The organism is Janthinobacterium algoris (assembly GCF_051380935.1).
In the GTDB taxonomy this organism is placed as follows: domain Bacteria; phylum Pseudomonadota; class Gammaproteobacteria; order Burkholderiales; family Burkholderiaceae_D; genus Janthinobacterium.
The window spans coordinates 1-14,909 of record NZ_JBNYXZ010000010.1; the positions used below are offsets into that span (position 1 = coordinate 1).

A 14,909-nucleotide genomic window follows, 5' to 3' on the forward strand; every position below is an offset into this window, starting at 1 on the left:
CTGCTTATTTACTACTCTCGCGCTATCGACAAAGCGTTGTGTTTGTCAGCTGCGAAGAAGGAAGAGTATGAAGCATTTCAGCACAATCGTCAACTCCTTCTTTTACTGCCCAGCCCCTGAAGGCTGTCCCTTTTGTGCCGCAAACTAGTGCGTCTCATCGGGGAGGCGAATCATATCAAAGACCATCGAAGTTTGGCAAGCGCTTTTCCAGGAAAGCGTGCATGCCTTCTTTTTGAGCAGGGGTGCCGAAGGCGGCCTGGAACAAACGGCGCTCGTAGGCGACGCCGTCGGTCAAGGTGGTTTCAAAGGCGCGGTTGACGCAATCCTTGATCATCATGGCCACCGAGGTCGGCATGGCCGCGATAGTCTTGGCGGCGGCCAGGGTTTCTTCCAGCAATTTATCGGCCGGCACCACGCGCGATACCAGGCCGATGCGTTCCGCCTCGGCGGCGTCGATGGTGCGCGCCGTCAGCAACAGGTCCATGGCCTTGGCCTTGCCGATGGCGCGCGGCAGACGCTGCGTACCGCCCGCCCCTGGCGTGACGCCGACCTTGATTTCCGGCTGGCCAAATTTGGCGCTGTCAGCAGCGATCAGGAAATCACACATCATGGCCAATTCGCAGCCGCCACCAAGCGCGTAGCCAGCCACTGCGCCCACCACCGGTTTGCGTACGCGCAAGATATGCTCCCAGTTGCGGCTGATATAACCCTGGGTAAAGGTATCGGGATAAGTGTAATCGGCCATGGCGGCAATATCGGCGCCGGCGGCAAACGCTTTTTCGCTGCCCGTGAGCACGATACAGCCGATATTGTCATCGGCGTCGAATTTGAGCAGGGCGTCGCCCAACTCATTCATCATATTGTCATTCAAAGCGTTCAAGGCCTTCGGGCGATTCAGGCGGATGATCGCCACTTTGTCCTGGATGTCGATGATCAGATCTTCGTATTGCATAGTGTCTCCTCTGGATGAACGGTGTGACGATTGTAGCGGCTAACGGCAGCGGCGCGACAGGTGCGCTGCTATTATTGTGAGCCCGATCACCTTTATCGAGCAGCGTATTTTCTCCTCCTTCTTTCAGTACTGCACCCACTACCTGCGCGGTGACGGCAGCGCCGCCAGCGTCAATTTTCGCCGCCTGTGGTTCAGCAACGGCCTCAATTGCTTTGGCGCCCAGATCACCTCGCTGGCCCTGCCCCTGTGTGCGGTACTCTTGCTGCATGCGACGCCGGAACAGATGGGCGTGCTCGTTGCCCTGCAGGCGCTGCCGTTCGCCCTCTTCGGCTTGCCAGTCGGCGTGCTGCTGGACCGGCGCAGCAAGCACCCGATCATGCTCTTCAGCGAAAGCATGTCGGGCCTGGCCTTGGCCAGCGTGGCCGTCGCCTACTGGTGCGGCGTACTGTCGATGCCGTGGTTATATATAGTAGGATTCATCATCGGCACAGGTTTTGTCGTCGGCGGCGGCGCCGAACAGGTTTTCCTGACCTTTTTGGTGGGCCGCGATGGCTTGATCGATGCACAGTCGAAATTTGCCGCCACTGAATCGGCTTCGCGCCTAATCGGCCCAGGCCTGGCCGGCGTGCTGGTGCAAGTTTTGTCAGCGCCCGTCGCCATCCTGTGCACGGCCTGCGGCTATCTGGTTTCCGTCTTCAATTTGCGTGCCATGAGCGTACGCGATCCACGGCCTGCGCCGTCAGACAAGCACGCCCTGCGCGACATCGCTGACGGCTTGCTGTTTGTCTGGCGTGAACCGCTGCTGCGCGCGCTGGCATGGGGTGCCGGCATCTGGCACTTCCTGTTTTACGCCAGCATGGCCTTGACGGTGCTGTTCGCCACGCGCGACCTGGGCATGAGCCCCGGCGTGCTGGGCATGACACAGATGCTGGGCGGCGCCGGCGTATTGCTCAGCGCCTTCATCGTCAAGCCGCTGACGCGCCGCTATGGTGCCGGCCGCACCATCCTCATCGGACTGGCGTCCACCTCCGTGTGCTTTGCCATGACGCCCACCATCCCCGCTGCGCTGTTCGGCAGCGCGGTCGCCAGCGCCGTGGCGTATGCCGTGCTGATGTTCTTTTTCGATTGCGGCGTGATGCTGTTTTTTATTCCCTACCTGGGCCTGCGCCAGAAAGTCACACCCGACCCCATGCTGGGCCGCATGACCTCGACCATGCGCTTCCTGACGGTGGCGACGGCGCCGCTGGGCGCGCTGGCCGCCGGCTGGGTAGCGGAACACTTTGGCGTGCGCAATGGCCTGGCCTGCATCGCGGCGGGCAGTATCTTGTTGACCGTCGCCATGGTGTGGGGCACGCCGCTGCGTAGCGTGCGCACCTGAAGCGATAAACGGGCATACACTGCTGAAAGATTGCCTTGGCGACACTATTCATGCCAAAGCCTGTGAGGTTTGATTTACATCAAGGTTTTAGTTGATGTAAATCCATAAGCTGTCTTACATCACTCTAGGAGCACGTCATGTTTAACACCATTTTATTTCCCACCGACGGCTCGCCGCTGTCCGACAAAGCGGCCGAGACGGCTCTCGCCTTCGCTCAATTGAACAAGGCCAAGCTGGTCGCCCTCAGCGTGGTGCAGCCCTTCCCGTTCTCGCCGATGGCCGATGGCGGCATCGTGCTCGACGCCGGTTTGTACGAACAACAAATGCAGGAAGCATCGCAACGCGCTGTCGACAAGATCGGTGAAGCGGCGCGCGCCGTCGGCGTGCCCTTCGAAGGCGTGGTCGCCGTCTCGCCCAGCCCGCACGAGGAAATCGTCAATGCGGCGCAAACCTACCATTGCGACATCATCCTGATGGCCTCGCATGGCCGCAAAGGCTTGAACAAGCTGTTCGTGGGCAGCGAAACGCAAAAAGTACTGGCGCATACCCAGCTGCCAGTCATGGTCTTGCGCTAACCTTGCGTTAGCGCATCCCCGCCCGGCGCCGCGAGAAACTCAGCGCGCCGGCGCCTGTTTCGGCAGCAATACCCACACGGCGCCGCTCTGCTTCATGCGGCCCGCATTCTCCGCCGCTTCCGCACCAAAACCAAAGAAGTAATCGACCCGGATGGGCCCGCGAATGGCTCCGCCCGTATCTTGCGCCATCACCAGGCGCTGCATGGGAATCTCGCTATTGGCTTGCGTGGTGGACAGGAACACGGGCGCACCCAGCGGCAGGAAACGCGAATCGATGGCCACCGAGCGTTGCGGCGTCAGCGGCACGCCCAATGCGCCTTTCGGCCCCACTTTCGGATCGGGCAAACGCTCCTCCTTGAAGAAGACATAGCTCGGGTTGGCGTTGAACAATTCATCCTTGCGCGTGGGATGGCCGGCGATCCACGCCTTGATGCCCTGCGCGGACGCCTGGCTCAGGGTCAGCTCCCCCTTGTCGACCAGGTAGCGGCCGATCGATTTGTATGGGTGGCCATTCTGGTCAGCGTATGCCACGCGCACGGTTTCCTGCGTATCGGTCAGCTGCACGCGCCCGGAACCCTGCACTTGCAGGAAGAAGGCCTCGACTTCGTCATCCACCCACAGCAATTCCTTGCCCGTGACGGCCGTGGCACGCTCGATGTCGGCGCGGGTCGCATACGGGATCACCTTCTTGCCGACCAGCTTGCCCCGTAAACGCATGTTTTTCAGTTCTGGGTACACGCCAGCCAGGTCGACGGACACGAGATCGTCCGGCACCTTGTACAGCGGCGTCTGGTATGGACCGCCGCGCTTGCGCGCGCCGTGCAGCAGTGGCTCATAGTAGCCCGTGACGAGGCCAGTACTGACGCCATCGGCAGTGATGACTTGATTGGGCACAAAGAAAGTCTCGAAGAACAGGCGGATGGCCTTGTCGCTGTCGGCATTCACCTGACGCGCTATCGTGCATGATTCTTTCCAATCCGGACGTTTCACCAGCACGCCGCACGAAGCCATGAACGCTGGCCAGGCGGCGCGCATGTCATCGCGGCCCCAGCCAGGCAAGGCGGCAAATTTGGCGGGTACGAAGGTGGGCGCTGCCGCATCCGTGATATCCCTGGCATCGGCCGGCTTGGCCGGCACCGGCTTGACGACGGTCGGAGCGATGGCCGGCGCCTTGCCAGTCGCGGTGACCGGCGCTGCCGGCGGCGTGGTACAGGCGGAAAGCGCAAGCGCGACGGCGCCGACTGAAACGGGTAGACTACCGCGTGTCAACAGACGGCGGGTAAATACTAAGCTGCGGGTAAATAACATAGGAGTGCGTATGTGGATCTTGATTATAGAGGCGCTGGTGGCGTTCTTCTTGCTGGCATTTATAGTCTGGTGGACCATGTATTCGGGCAAAAAGCCCGCGCCACCGGCGCGCAAGCAGCTCAGCAAAGAACAGGACAGCACCGAAAAATTGAAGTAAGGGGGCACAAGCCCCCGGCGTCACGTCAGTGCAGGGTACGCGGCACCGACAGCACGAACTCGGGAATCGGCGCTTCGAACTGATGGCCATCTTCAGCCACGCAAAAGTATTCGCCGTGCATCGAGCCTTGCGGCGTGCCCAGCATGGTGCCGCTTGTGTATTCGAATTGCTCGCCCGGCTGCAGCAGCGGCTGGTGGCCGACGGCGCCCAGGCCGCGCACCTCTTCCACCTTGTTGTTCGCATCCGTGATGACCCAGTGGCGCGAAATCAGTTGCGCACCGGCCGTGCCCGTGTTGACGACGCGAATCGTGTAGCTGAACACATGCCGCCCCTCGTCCGGTGCCGATTGCTCGGGCAGATATTGCGTCTTAACCGTTACCGTAAATTCATAAGTCGCCATCGTTATTCCTATTCAGACATTGCCAGTCGTATATTGTGTGTCGCGCGCGCCGCCTTGGCCATCGCGCGCCGTGTATTCTGCGTTCCAGTAAGGCATGGTAACGGCGTCAAGCGTAAAATAGCGCATCTTCGCATTTTCTACTCTTAGCCCTTAGCCACCATGACAACATTCCGTATCGCTCCCAGCATCCTGTCCGCCGACTTTGCCCGCCTGGGCGAAGAGGTGCGCAACGTCGTTACCGCCGGCGCCGACATCATCCACTTCGACGTGATGGATAACCATTATGTGCCGAACCTGACCATCGGCCCGCTGGTGTGCGAAGCGATTCGCCCGCACGTGCAAGTACCCATCGATGTGCATCTGATGGTCAAGCCTGTTGATCGCATTATCCCGGATTTCGCCAAGGCTGGCGCGAACATCATCACCTTCCACCCGGAAGCGTCGGATCACGTTGACCGTTCCTTGCAGCTGATCCGCGACAATGGCTGCAAATCGGGCCTGGTGTTCAACCCGGGCACGCCGCTGCACTTCCTGGAACACGTGATGGACAAGATCGACATCATCCTGATCATGTCGGTCAATCCGGGCTTTGGCGGCCAGTCCTTCATTGCGCATACGCTCAAGAAAATCGCCGAAGCGCGCCGCATGATCGACGAATCGGGCCGTGACATCATGCTGGAAGTCGATGGCGGCATCAAGATCGACAACATCGCCGCCGCCGCTGCCGCCGGTGCCGACACCTTCGTCGCCGGCTCGGCCATCTTCGGCAAGCCGGACTACAAGGCCGTGATCGACGCCATGCGCGCCGAATTAGCCAAAACGGTGGGCAACTGATGCAGCCGGGCACGGTGAAAGACCACGTACTGGCCGGCGTGCGCGCCGCCATCATCGACCTCGATGGCACGATGCTCGACACCGTGCCCGATTTTCATGTCGCCATCAATGGCATGCGCGCCGAATTGAATCTGGCACCCATCAGCGCCGAGGCCATCAAGCTGATGGTCGGCAAGGGCTCGGAAAACCTGATCCGCACCGTGCTCGCGCTCGACTTCGATGCGGCCGGCGTGGAGCAGCGTTTTGAGCAGGCGATGGAGGCTTACCAGCGCCACTACCTGGCCATCAATGGCCAGTTCAGCACCCTGTATCAGGACGTGGAAGCTGGGCTGGCGGCAATGAAGGCGGCGGGCTTGCGCCTGGCCTGCGTCACCAACAAGCCGATCGCCTTCGCCCTGCCCCTGCTAAAGCAGAAAAACCTGGCACAGTATTTCGAGATCGTCTACGGCGGCGATTCGCTGCCGAAGAAAAAACCCCACCCCATGCCACTGCTGCAAGTGTGTGCGGACTTCGACCTGGCGCCAGCCAAAGTGGTGGCCATCGGCGACTCTTCGAATGACGCGCAAGCGGCACGGGCTGCGGCTTGCCCTGTCTTGACGGTACCGTATGGTTACAACCACGGACACTCTATACACGACACCGATTCCGATGGTATAGTCAATACGCTGCTCGAAGCGGCCAATTTTATTAGCATGCACAACAGACCAGCATACTGACCAACCCCAACACCATATCGTGAACACGTTTCTCATCAAAAAACACAATGTCACCCAAACCGGCTCGATTGAGGCCTGGCTTTGGCGACGCTGGCAATCCTGGCAGGCCTAAGGGCCGAGCCGTGTAAGATTGCTGTCGGCGGCAGGCGCGCATGTGCGTGCTGTATGCACCGGCAGGTTTTTTGATAACCCACCGCAGGGTTTGTGCTTTGTAAGCACGACGCACACGCGTACCCTGGCGGCATGGAGAGACACATGACCGAACTCGAATTCAAATCGCTGGCCCAGCAAGGCTACAACCGCATCCCCCTGATTGCGGAGGCTTTTGCCGACCTGGAAACCCCGCTCACGCTGTACCTGAAACTGGCGCAGACCCAGCAAGGCGGCAAGAACACTTTCTTGCTCGAATCCGTCGTCGGCGGCGAGCGCTTCGGCCGCTATTCCTTCATCGGCTTGCCCGCCACCACCGTCTTGCGCAGCCATGGTAACCGCACAGAGATCGTCAAGAACGGCGCCGTGATCGAAGAGCACGAAGGCAATCCGCTCGACTTCATCGAACAGTACCAGTCGCGCTTCAAGGTGGCCCTACGCCCCGGCATGCCGCGCTTTTGCGGCGGCCTGGCCGGCTACTTCGGCTACGACACCGTGCGCCACATCGAGAAAAAACTGGCCGGTGGCGCACCGAAAGATGATTTGAACCTGCCCGACATTCAGTTGATGGTGACAGAGGAACTGGCCGTCATCGACAACCTGTCCGGCAAGTTGTACCTGATCGTGTATGCCGACACCACGCAGCCCGAGTCGTTCTCGAAAGCGCGCCAGCGCCTGAAGGACTTGCGCATGATGCTGCGCCGCGGCGTCGATGCGCCGGTCACCAGTGCCTCCGTGCGCACGGAAACCATCCGTGACTTTTCCAAGGAAGACTATCTGAAGGCGGTCGCCAAGGCGCATGAATACGTGATGGCCGGCGACTTGATGCAAGTGCAGATCGGCCAGCGTATCCGCAAACCGTATGTCGATTCGCCGCTGACCCTGTACCGCGCCCTGCGTTCGCTCAATCCGTCGCCCTACATGTACTTCTATAATTTCGGCGACATGCAGATCATCGGCGCCTCGCCCGAAATTTTGGTGCGCAACGAGACGACGACGGACGGCGGGAAAAAAGTCACGCTGCGTCCCATCGCCGGCACGCGTCCGCGCGGCGCCACCCCGGAACGCGACGCTGAATTGTCCAGGGAACTGCTGGCCGACCCGAAAGAAATCGCCGAGCACGTGATGCTGATCGACCTGGCCCGCAACGACATCGGCCGCATCGCCGAAACGGGCAGCGTGCACGTCACCGACCGCATGGTCATCGAAAAATACTCGCACGTGCAGCACATCGTCTCGAACGTGGAAGGCACCTTGAAAGACGGCTTGTCGAACCTGGACGTGCTGCGCGCCACCTTCCCCGCCGGCACCCTGACGGGCGCGCCGAAAGTGCGCGCCATGGAAGTGATCGACGAGCTGGAAATCACCAAGCGCGGCATCTATGGCGGCGCCTGCGGCTACCTGTCGTTTGGCGGCGAAATGGATGTGGCGATCGCCATCCGCACAGGCGTGATCAAGGACGGCATGTTGTACGTGCAGGCCGCGGCCGGCATCGTGGCCGACTCGATCCCCGAAATGGAATGGCAGGAAACTGAAAACAAGGCGCGCGCCGTACTGCGCGCCGCCGAACAAGTGCAAGATGGCCTGGATGGGGAGTTTTAAGATGCTGCTAATGATCGACAACTATGACTCCTTCACCTACAACATCGTGCAGTATTTCGGCGAGTTGGGTGAAGACGTGCGGGTCTACCGCAACGATGAAATCACGATCGAACAGATCGAAGCGCTGAATCCGGACCGCATCTGCATCTCGCCCGGCCCGAAAGCACCAAAGCAGGCGGGCATTTCGGTCGACGTGCTGAAACACTTCGCCGGCAAGAAGCCGATACTGGGCGTGTGCCTGGGCCACCAGGCCATCGGCGAGGCGTTTGGCGGCAAGGTCATCCGCGCCAAGCAAGTCATGCATGGCAAGACTTCCCTTATCGCGCATACGGGCGTGGGCGTTTTCAAAGGCTTGCCCAGCCCCTTCACAGTGATCCGCTACCACTCTTTGGCGATCGAACGCGCCTCGCTGCCTTCCTGCCTGGAAGTGACGGCGTGGACGGACGACGGCGAAATCATGGGCGTGCGCCACCGGGAATACGATATCGAGGGGGTGCAGTTCCACCCCGAATCGATCCTCTCGGAGCACGGCCACGCCCTGCTGAAGAATTTCCTCGAGCGCTGATTCCATGCGCACGCCACGGCGTGCCATCAGTGTCCTCCTGCGCCATCATTGAAGAAGGAAGCATCATGCCGATCACCCCACAAGAAGCCCTGCTGCGCTGCATCGAACACCGCGAAATATTTCACGACGAAATGCTGTACCTGTTCCGCCAGATCATGTCCGGCGAAATGTCGCCCACCATGATCGCAGCGCTGACCATGGGCTTGCGCGTGAAAAAGGAAACCATCGGCGAAATCGCCGCCGCCGCGCAAGTGATGCGCGAGTTTTCCACCAAGGTGCCCATGGCCGACACCACCAACCTGCTCGACATCGTGGGCACGGGCGGCGACGGCGCGCACACTTTCAATATCTCCACCGCCTCGATGTTCGTGGCGGCGGCAGCCGGCGCGCGCGTGGCCAAACATGGTGGACGCAGCGTCTCGTCATCGTCCGGCAGCGCCGACGTGCTGGACTCCCTGGGCGTCAACATCAACCTGCAACCCGAGCAGATCGCCCAGTCGATCGCGCAGACGGGCATCGGTTTCATGTACGCGCCCAACCACCACGCGGCCATGAAGCATGCGGCGCCCGTGCGCAAGGAGCTGGGCGTGCGCACGATATTCAACATCCTCGGTCCGCTGACCAATCCGGCCGGCGCGCCCAACATTCTGATGGGCGTGTTCCACGCCGACTTGGTCGGCATCCAGGTACGCGTGCTGCAGCGCCTGGGCGCGCAGCATGCCATCGTCGTGTATGGCCGCGACAATATGGATGAAGTATCGCTGGGCGCGGCCACCATGGTCGGTGAACTGATTAACGGCGAAATCCGTGAATATGAAATCCATCCCGAAGACTTCGGCATGTCGATGATCGCCAGCCGCAATCTGAAGGTGGCCGACTCCATCGAGTCAAAGGCGAAGATGATGGAAGCGCTGCGCGGCGAACCGGGTGCTGCCGCCGACATCGTCGCCCTGAACGCGGGCACGGCGCTGTATGCGGCTGGCGTGGCCAGCTCGATTGAAGACGGCCTGGCGCGTGCGCGCACCGCCGTCAGCTCGGGAGCCGCCCTGGCAAAACTGGAACAATTCGTGCAGGTGACGCAGCAGCTGGGCACCCCGGCGCAAGCGTAAGTTCCCCGCCCTCCTTTATAGAATAGCGACCATCATGTCCGACATACTCGATAAAATCCTGGCCGTGAAGGCCGATGAAGTGGCGAAGGCCAAAGCCCACCGCAGCCTGGCCAGCCTGCGCAACGACGTGGAAAGCGACAACGCCCTGCGCGCCGGCCTGCGCGGTTTCGAGGCAAGCCTGCGCCAGCATATCGCCGCCGGCAAGCCTGGCATCATCGCCGAAGTAAAAAAGGCATCGCCATCGAAAGGCGTGATCCGCGCCGACTTCCGCCCGTTTGATATCGCCGCCAGCTATGCGGCGCATGGCGCGGCTTGCCTGTCCGTGCTGACGGACGAACAGTTCTTCCAGGGATCCGTGGCATATCTGCAGCAGGCGCGTGCCGCCTGCGCCATCCCCGTGCTGCGCAAGGATTTCATGGTCGACATGTACCAGATCTATGAAGCGCGCGCCATGGGCGCCGACTGCATCCTCCTGATCGTCGCGGCGCTCGACCATGGCCTGATGGCCGAGATGGAAGCGTGTGCCCACGAACTGGGCATGGGCGTGCTGATCGAAAGCCACGACGGCGAAGAACTGACGGCGGCGCTCAAGCTCAAGAGCGCGCTGATCGGCATCAACAACCGCAACCTGCGCACCTTCGAAACGTCGCTCGACACGACCATCAACCTGTTACCGCGTATCCCGCAAGACAAATTGATCATCACGGAATCGGGCATCCACAGCACGGCCGACGTGCAACGCATGCGCGATGCGCACATCCACAGCTTCCTCGTGGGCGAAGCGTTCATGCGCGCGCCGGACCCCGGCGTGGAGCTGGAGCGCCTGTTCAGTTAAACCGTGGTAGTCTGGCAGACATGAGACACGCGATCACCATCCTTGCCGCCACTGTCCTGCTGTCGGCTTGCCAGAATGCATCCCCGCCAGCGGGGCGCATGCCCTTGCCTGTGGAGCGCACGCCCCCTCGCACGCCGGCCGCGATACAGCTCGCCGCCAGCATCGACGCTTACAAGTCGCTGGTGGCGCAGCAGATCATGGCGGCCAACGGGGAATACACGTTCAACGGGCGCCTGCCGCCCATGTTGCCGGCCATCGTCGTGCTCGACCTGAGCGTGGGTCCCGACGGCGAACTGAAAAGCGTGCATGTCCACCGTTCGCGCGACAGCGAAGCATCGGCCGCGGCGCTGGCTGCCGTGCGGCGCGTGCCAGCGTTCTTTCCGCCGGCGGGACACCTGATGCGCCGCCACGCACGGACCTTCGATTTCTCCGAAACCTTCCTGTTCAACGACCAGTACCGATTCCAGTTACGCACCTTGTCCGGTCCTCAGTAAACGCGCAAGCATCGAGTTCGATGCGGTCGCGTCCCCGCTCCTTGGCCAGGTACAGGGCAGCATCGGCGCGCGACAGCAACTGTTCCAGCCCCTCCACCACCGATGCCTGGCAAGCGACGCCAATGCTGACCGTACACGATGGCAACCCCGTATGACTGGACTCGCGCAGCAAGGCGCGAATGCGTTCGGCCACGCCCAACGCACTTTGCGCAGGCATGTCCGGCATCAGCACGACGAACTCCTCGCCGCCGAAACGCGCCACGCAATCCGATTCGCGCAGGGCACCTTTGATAACGGTGGCCACATGCGCCAGCACCTGGTCCCCCACCGCGTGACCATAGCGGTCATTGATCGATTTGAAGTAATCGAGGTCGATGCTGAGCAGTGTCAGCGGCAAACGGCGGCGGCGCAGATTATCTATTTCGCGCGCATAAGCATCGCCAAAGCCGCGCCGGTTCAGCACCTGCGTCAGCGGATCGTGGGTCGAGCGGCGCTCCAGTATTTGTTGCAGGCGGCGCGTCGCCACCGTCATGAAGCCTACCGTCAGCAGCAGCGCCATGAAATTGGCGACCGCCAGATAGATGCCGGCCGGCGTACCGCTCACCGACAGGTTCACGCTGGCGCCGCCATGCAGCAACGCCGACACGCCACGCACCAGCACCACAACAGCTTGCAGCAGCATCAGCGCACCAAAGAAAAAACTCGAAAAATGGCGCTCGCCGTAGCGCCATACCAGCTGCACCTGCCGCGCATAAAACAGGAAGACCAGCAGGGAGAAGACCGCCACGCGCGCCGAGAAATCGGGGTGCACCAGCAACCACCAGCTGCTGCCAGCGATGGCCAGAACAAGTATCAGCAGATAGGCGCGGCGACTCGTCGCCAGTCCAAAGAATTTCTCTGTACCCAGCATCGACAGGCCGATGCCGGCCACCAGTGCCGCATTGGCCGTGATCAGGGACAATGCCGGCGGCAGCATCTCGCGTGTACCGAACAGCATGGACGCGCACACCAGCAACAGCAAACCGGCCGCCCAATGTCCCAGGCCATGCACCTCGCGCCGAAAACTGCGATAGACCGAGAACATGACGATGCTCATCGCCCCGCACATCAGGGTCGTCATCAACATAATCGTTCGTGGATCGAGAGTTTGCACGTTGGCGCGATCTAAAAGAAACAGTTCGGCAATTCTAGTTTAGTTAAAGAAAAATTAGTTCATTTGCAGTAAATATGATGGCAATCCACCAGTGCTGGCGGATGAGTTGCATCTGAGAAATTACTGCTTGAAATGAAAAACCGGCCAGTGACGGCCGGTTTTCTGTCTTACTGCATGACAAACAACATCATGCCGCGCTAGGACGCTTCGGCCCCGTGGCTTTCTTTGGCGCCGGCAACAACGCCAGGCTGACGCCAGGCACGCGGTCGCCCTGCAATACGGTAGTAAACGTCATCAGCTCATCGCGGCGAAAGGCGTGGATGGCCACCTTGGCGCCGACGGCGTAACGGCCCAGCAAGGTGTCCAGGTTGGCCGGGTTGCCCGTCACGCGCAAGCCATCGATGGCCACCAGCACGTCGCCTGCCGACAGGCCTGCCGCATGGGCGGCGCCGCCCTGGTGTACCTGCGCCAGCCTGGCATCGTTGCCGTCTCGGCCCAGGTTGACGTCCAGGCTGGGCTTTTCCGCCTTGCGCTGGTCGCTGTACTTCACGCCGAATGGCGCCAGCAGACGCGCCAGCGGCACGTCGTCCGTGCCGCGGATGTAGCGCTCGAAGAACGACTTCATGCGCGTGCCGGAGATCTCATCGAACAAGGCTTCGACTTCGGCCGGCGTCACGCCGCGGCCTTTACCTTCTCCTTTGCCATTGTAAAAATCGCGGCCATAGCGCTGCCACAGTGCCTGCATCACGTCGTCCAGCGATTGCTCGCCATTCGTCTTGGTGCGCAGCGTCAGGTCGAAGGCCAGCGCGATCAGCGAACCCTTGGTGTAGTAGCTGACGATGGCGTTCGGCGCGTTTTCATCCTGGCGATAGTACTTGCCCCAGGCGTCGAAGCTGGAATCGGCCACGCTTTGCTTGCTGCGACCGCTACCGCGCAGCACGCTGTTGACGGTCTTGCCCAGCAGCTTGAAATAGGCTGCCTCGTCGATCAGGCCGGCGCGCACCAGCATCAGGTCATCGTAATAGCTGGTGAAGCCTTCGAAGAGCCACAACAGCGGCGAATAGCTTTCCGCCTGCAGGTTGTACGGCGCAAAGGCGGCCGGCTTGATGCGCTTGACGTTCCAGGTGTGGAAATACTCATGGCTGCACAAGCCCAGGAATTTCAGGTAGCCGTCGCCGATCTCGGTGCTGTTTGACGCCGTCGTCGGCAAGTCGGCACGGGCGCAGATCAGCGCCGTCGAGGCACGGTGTTCGAGGCCGCCGTAACCGTCGCCGACGGCCATGGTCATGAACATATAGCGGTCCATCGGCGCTTTTTTTGTCTTCGGCTCAAAGAAGGCGATCTGCGTTTCGCAGATGGCTTTCAGGTCACGGCACAAACGGACCAGGTCCAGGTTTGGCACCTTGCCCGTGACGACGATATCGTGCGGCACGCCATGCGCCTTGAAGGTGGCCAGCGCGAAGTCGCCCATTTCCACCGGGTGGTCGATCAACTCATCGTAATTGGCGGCCTGGTAACTGCCGAAACCATAGCGCTTCGCGTTAAGTTCCGGCAGGGTGGTGGCCACGCGCCATGTCTTGCAAGCGGCATCCTTCGGCTGCACGATATGCACCTCGTGCGTATCGGATTCCTGGCCCAGCACGCGCAGGAACACGCTGGTGCCGTTGAAGAAGCCGTGGTTCTGGTCCAGGTGCGCGGCGCGCACGGATAAATCCCAGGCGTAGACGTCGTATTCGACCGTCAAGGTCCCCTTGCATGGGGCGGCTTGCCACGAATGCTTGTCCAACTTGGCCAGCGCCACGGCCTTGCCCTCGGACTCGGCGCGGATGCTGACGATATTGCGCGAAAATTCACGGATCATATAGCTGCCCGGGATCCAGGCCGGCAAGGACAAGACCTGGCCGATGGCGGCCGGCGACTTGACTGTCAATGTCACTTTGAACATATGACCGGCCAAGTCGGCCGCGGCGATGCTGTAGATGATGCCGGCGGCGGGCACCTTGGCGATGCTTTTTTTAATTGGAGCTTTTTTCATGTTTTTCTCGTGTCTGGCATGGATGTTCTAAAGTCGCCCGGGCGCGCCATGCACCGGCGACAAATCGTCAGGTGTATCAATATCGCGCAAGATGCCGCTGTCGTCCACTGTCACGTCGCACACGGCATGGCTGTTGACAATGCTGCGCGCGCCCTGGTCGCCATCGAGCGCCAGCAGCAGCGGCAAGTGAAAGGCGCTGAAGGCGACAGGATTGCCGCGCCGCCCCTGGAACACGGGCACGGCGATGCGCGCGCCATCGCCGATGGCTTGCGACAAGGCGGCGATTGTAGCCGGTTCCACACTAGGCATGTCGCCCAGCGCGATCAGCCAGCCCGGCGCGGCACGCACATAGTCGATGGCGCAGGTGAGCGAGGCGGCCATGCCCATGTCGGCATCATGGCAGACGCGCACCTCGCAGCCCAGCGCGCCGAGCACGCGCGCCACCTGCGTGTCGTCGGCACGCACCACGACAAGCACGCGCGGCAAGGCCGCCAACATGTTCCTGGCCGCCGCCGCCACCACGGGCAAGCCCGCATGCGGACCTTCCGTCAAGGGCTGCATCAATTTATTCTGCACGCCGGAAGGATCGAATCTGCGTCCCCTTCCGGCTGCCAGCAAGATGCCGACCGTACTCAAGACACCACTG

General features: G+C 61.3%; 16 protein-coding genes. 10 read left to right on the top strand and 6 right to left on the bottom strand.

All coding sequences use genetic code 11. The features are described from left to right. Positions 1–175: 175 nt before the first annotated feature. Positions 176–952: an enoyl-CoA hydratase gene (locus ACQ4W7_RS15895; protein ID WP_426073152.1), complete on the bottom strand. Its 777-nt coding sequence runs from the start codon at positions 950–952 to the stop codon at positions 176–178. 76 nt (positions 953–1,028) lie between these two features. Here ACQ4W7_RS15895 and ACQ4W7_RS15900 point away from each other — a divergent pair, with 76 nt between their 5' ends. Both ACQ4W7_RS15900 and ACQ4W7_RS15905 read left to right on the top strand, forming a co-directional pair. After that, positions 1,029–2,330 carry an MFS transporter gene (locus tag ACQ4W7_RS15900; protein WP_436531661.1) on the top strand — a complete coding sequence of 434 codons (1,302 nt, stop codon included), beginning with the start codon at positions 1,029–1,031 and terminating at the stop codon, positions 2,328–2,330. Between the two features lie 137 nt (positions 2,331–2,467). Then, positions 2,468–2,905: a universal stress protein gene (locus ACQ4W7_RS15905; protein ID WP_426073154.1), complete on the top strand. Its 438-nt coding sequence runs from the start codon at positions 2,468–2,470 to the stop codon at positions 2,903–2,905. Positions 2,906–2,944: 39 nt separating this feature from the next. Here ACQ4W7_RS15905 and mltA read toward each other — a convergent pair whose 3' ends face one another. Next, positions 2,945–4,213 (bottom strand): murein transglycosylase A, encoded by a 1,269-nt coding sequence (gene mltA / locus ACQ4W7_RS15910; RefSeq protein ID WP_495542744.1) that lies wholly within the window; start codon positions 4,211–4,213, stop codon positions 2,945–2,947. Between the two features lie 10 nt (positions 4,214–4,223). Between mltA and ACQ4W7_RS15915 the strand changes: the two genes are divergently transcribed. Further along, on the top strand, positions 4,224–4,370 hold the full coding sequence (locus ACQ4W7_RS15915; RefSeq protein ID WP_436531664.1) for a hypothetical protein: 147 nt from the start codon (positions 4,224–4,226) through the stop codon (positions 4,368–4,370). 25 nt (positions 4,371–4,395) lie between these two features. Here the strand turns inward: ACQ4W7_RS15915 and apaG are convergent, their stop codons facing one another. Beyond that, complete coding sequence (apaG, locus tag ACQ4W7_RS15920; protein ID WP_426073157.1) at positions 4,396–4,770, bottom strand: Co2+/Mg2+ efflux facilitator ApaG/CorD; 375 nt, start codon at positions 4,768–4,770, stop codon at positions 4,396–4,398. A 159-nt stretch (positions 4,771–4,929) separates the two neighbouring features. Here apaG and rpe point away from each other — a divergent pair, with 159 nt between their 5' ends. The 7 genes from rpe to ACQ4W7_RS15955 all read left to right on the top strand — a co-directional run bounded on the left by rpe (position 4,930) and on the right by ACQ4W7_RS15955 (position 11,075). Further along, a complete protein-coding gene (rpe, locus tag ACQ4W7_RS15925) occupies positions 4,930–5,604 on the top strand; it encodes a ribulose-phosphate 3-epimerase (protein ID WP_426073158.1) in 675 nt (224 codons plus the stop codon). Continuing rightward, positions 5,604–6,320 carry a phosphoglycolate phosphatase gene (locus tag ACQ4W7_RS15930; RefSeq protein ID WP_436531666.1) on the top strand — a complete coding sequence of 239 codons (717 nt, stop codon included), beginning with the start codon at positions 5,604–5,606 and terminating at the stop codon, positions 6,318–6,320. Before rpe ends, ACQ4W7_RS15930 begins: the two co-directional genes overlap by 1 nt. Before the next feature lie 255 nt (positions 6,321–6,575). Next, entirely contained in the window at positions 6,576–8,072 is a 1,497-nt protein-coding gene (gene trpE, locus ACQ4W7_RS15935) for an anthranilate synthase component I (RefSeq protein WP_436531668.1), read from the top strand. Position 8,073: 1 nt separating this feature from the next. After that, positions 8,074–8,637: an aminodeoxychorismate/anthranilate synthase component II gene (locus ACQ4W7_RS15940; RefSeq protein WP_426073161.1), complete on the top strand. Its 564-nt coding sequence runs from the start codon at positions 8,074–8,076 to the stop codon at positions 8,635–8,637. Between the two features lie 65 nt (positions 8,638–8,702). Then, positions 8,703–9,746 carry an anthranilate phosphoribosyltransferase gene (gene trpD, locus ACQ4W7_RS15945; protein WP_219891412.1) on the top strand — a complete coding sequence of 348 codons (1,044 nt, stop codon included), beginning with the start codon at positions 8,703–8,705 and terminating at the stop codon, positions 9,744–9,746. Between the two features lie 34 nt (positions 9,747–9,780). Then, positions 9,781–10,581, top strand: coding sequence for an indole-3-glycerol phosphate synthase TrpC (trpC, locus tag ACQ4W7_RS15950; protein WP_436531671.1), 801 nt, complete (start codon positions 9,781–9,783; stop codon positions 10,579–10,581). 20 nt (positions 10,582–10,601) lie between these two features. Further along, complete coding sequence (locus ACQ4W7_RS15955) at positions 10,602–11,075, top strand: hypothetical protein (RefSeq protein WP_436531673.1); 474 nt, start codon at positions 10,602–10,604, stop codon at positions 11,073–11,075. Here the strand turns inward: ACQ4W7_RS15955 and ACQ4W7_RS15960 are convergent. The 3 genes from ACQ4W7_RS15960 to ACQ4W7_RS15970 form a co-directional block, all read right to left on the bottom strand. After that, positions 11,026–12,195 carry a GGDEF domain-containing protein gene (locus ACQ4W7_RS15960; protein ID WP_436531675.1) on the bottom strand — a complete coding sequence of 390 codons (1,170 nt, stop codon included), beginning with the start codon at positions 12,193–12,195 and terminating at the stop codon, positions 11,026–11,028. The two genes, ACQ4W7_RS15955 and ACQ4W7_RS15960, sit on opposite strands and share 50 nt — an antisense overlap. Positions 12,196–12,415: 220 nt before the next feature. Further along, positions 12,416–14,263, bottom strand: a complete 1,848-nt coding sequence (locus tag ACQ4W7_RS15965; protein ID WP_436531677.1) for a M61 family metallopeptidase — start codon at positions 14,261–14,263, stop codon at positions 12,416–12,418. Positions 14,264–14,290: 27 nt separating this feature from the next. Then, a complete protein-coding gene (locus tag ACQ4W7_RS15970; RefSeq protein WP_436531679.1) occupies positions 14,291–14,899 on the bottom strand; it encodes a nucleotidyltransferase family protein in 609 nt (202 codons plus the stop codon). Positions 14,900–14,909: the final 10 nt, after the last annotated feature.

Coding starts and splice junctions, on each gene's coding strand:
- ACQ4W7_RS15965 (WP_436531677.1), bottom strand. CDS start 14,263: ATGAAAAAAGCTCCAATTAAAAAAAGCATCGCCAAGGTGCCCGCCGCC.
- apaG (WP_426073157.1), bottom strand. CDS start 4,770: ATGGCGACTTATGAATTTACGGTAACGGTTAAGACGCAATATCTGCCC.
- ACQ4W7_RS15930 (WP_436531666.1), top strand. CDS start 5,604: ATGCAGCCGGGCACGGTGAAAGACCACGTACTGGCCGGCGTGCGCGCC.
- ACQ4W7_RS15940 (WP_426073161.1), top strand. CDS start 8,074: ATGCTGCTAATGATCGACAACTATGACTCCTTCACCTACAACATCGTG.
- ACQ4W7_RS15915 (WP_436531664.1), top strand. CDS start 4,224: ATGTGGATCTTGATTATAGAGGCGCTGGTGGCGTTCTTCTTGCTGGCA.
- ACQ4W7_RS15905 (WP_426073154.1), top strand. CDS start 2,468: ATGTTTAACACCATTTTATTTCCCACCGACGGCTCGCCGCTGTCCGAC.
- mltA (WP_495542744.1), bottom strand. CDS start 4,213: ATGTTATTTACCCGCAGCTTAGTATTTACCCGCCGTCTGTTGACACGC.
- ACQ4W7_RS15895 (WP_426073152.1), bottom strand. CDS start 952: ATGCAATACGAAGATCTGATCATCGACATCCAGGACAAAGTGGCGATC.
- ACQ4W7_RS15960 (WP_436531675.1), bottom strand. CDS start 12,195: ATGACGACCCTGATGTGCGGGGCGATGAGCATCGTCATGTTCTCGGTC.
- rpe (WP_426073158.1), top strand. CDS start 4,930: ATGACAACATTCCGTATCGCTCCCAGCATCCTGTCCGCCGACTTTGCC.
- ACQ4W7_RS15955 (WP_436531673.1), top strand. CDS start 10,602: ATGAGACACGCGATCACCATCCTTGCCGCCACTGTCCTGCTGTCGGCT.
- trpC (WP_436531671.1), top strand. CDS start 9,781: ATGTCCGACATACTCGATAAAATCCTGGCCGTGAAGGCCGATGAAGTG.
- trpE (WP_436531668.1), top strand. CDS start 6,576: ATGACCGAACTCGAATTCAAATCGCTGGCCCAGCAAGGCTACAACCGC.
- trpD (WP_219891412.1), top strand. CDS start 8,703: ATGCCGATCACCCCACAAGAAGCCCTGCTGCGCTGCATCGAACACCGC.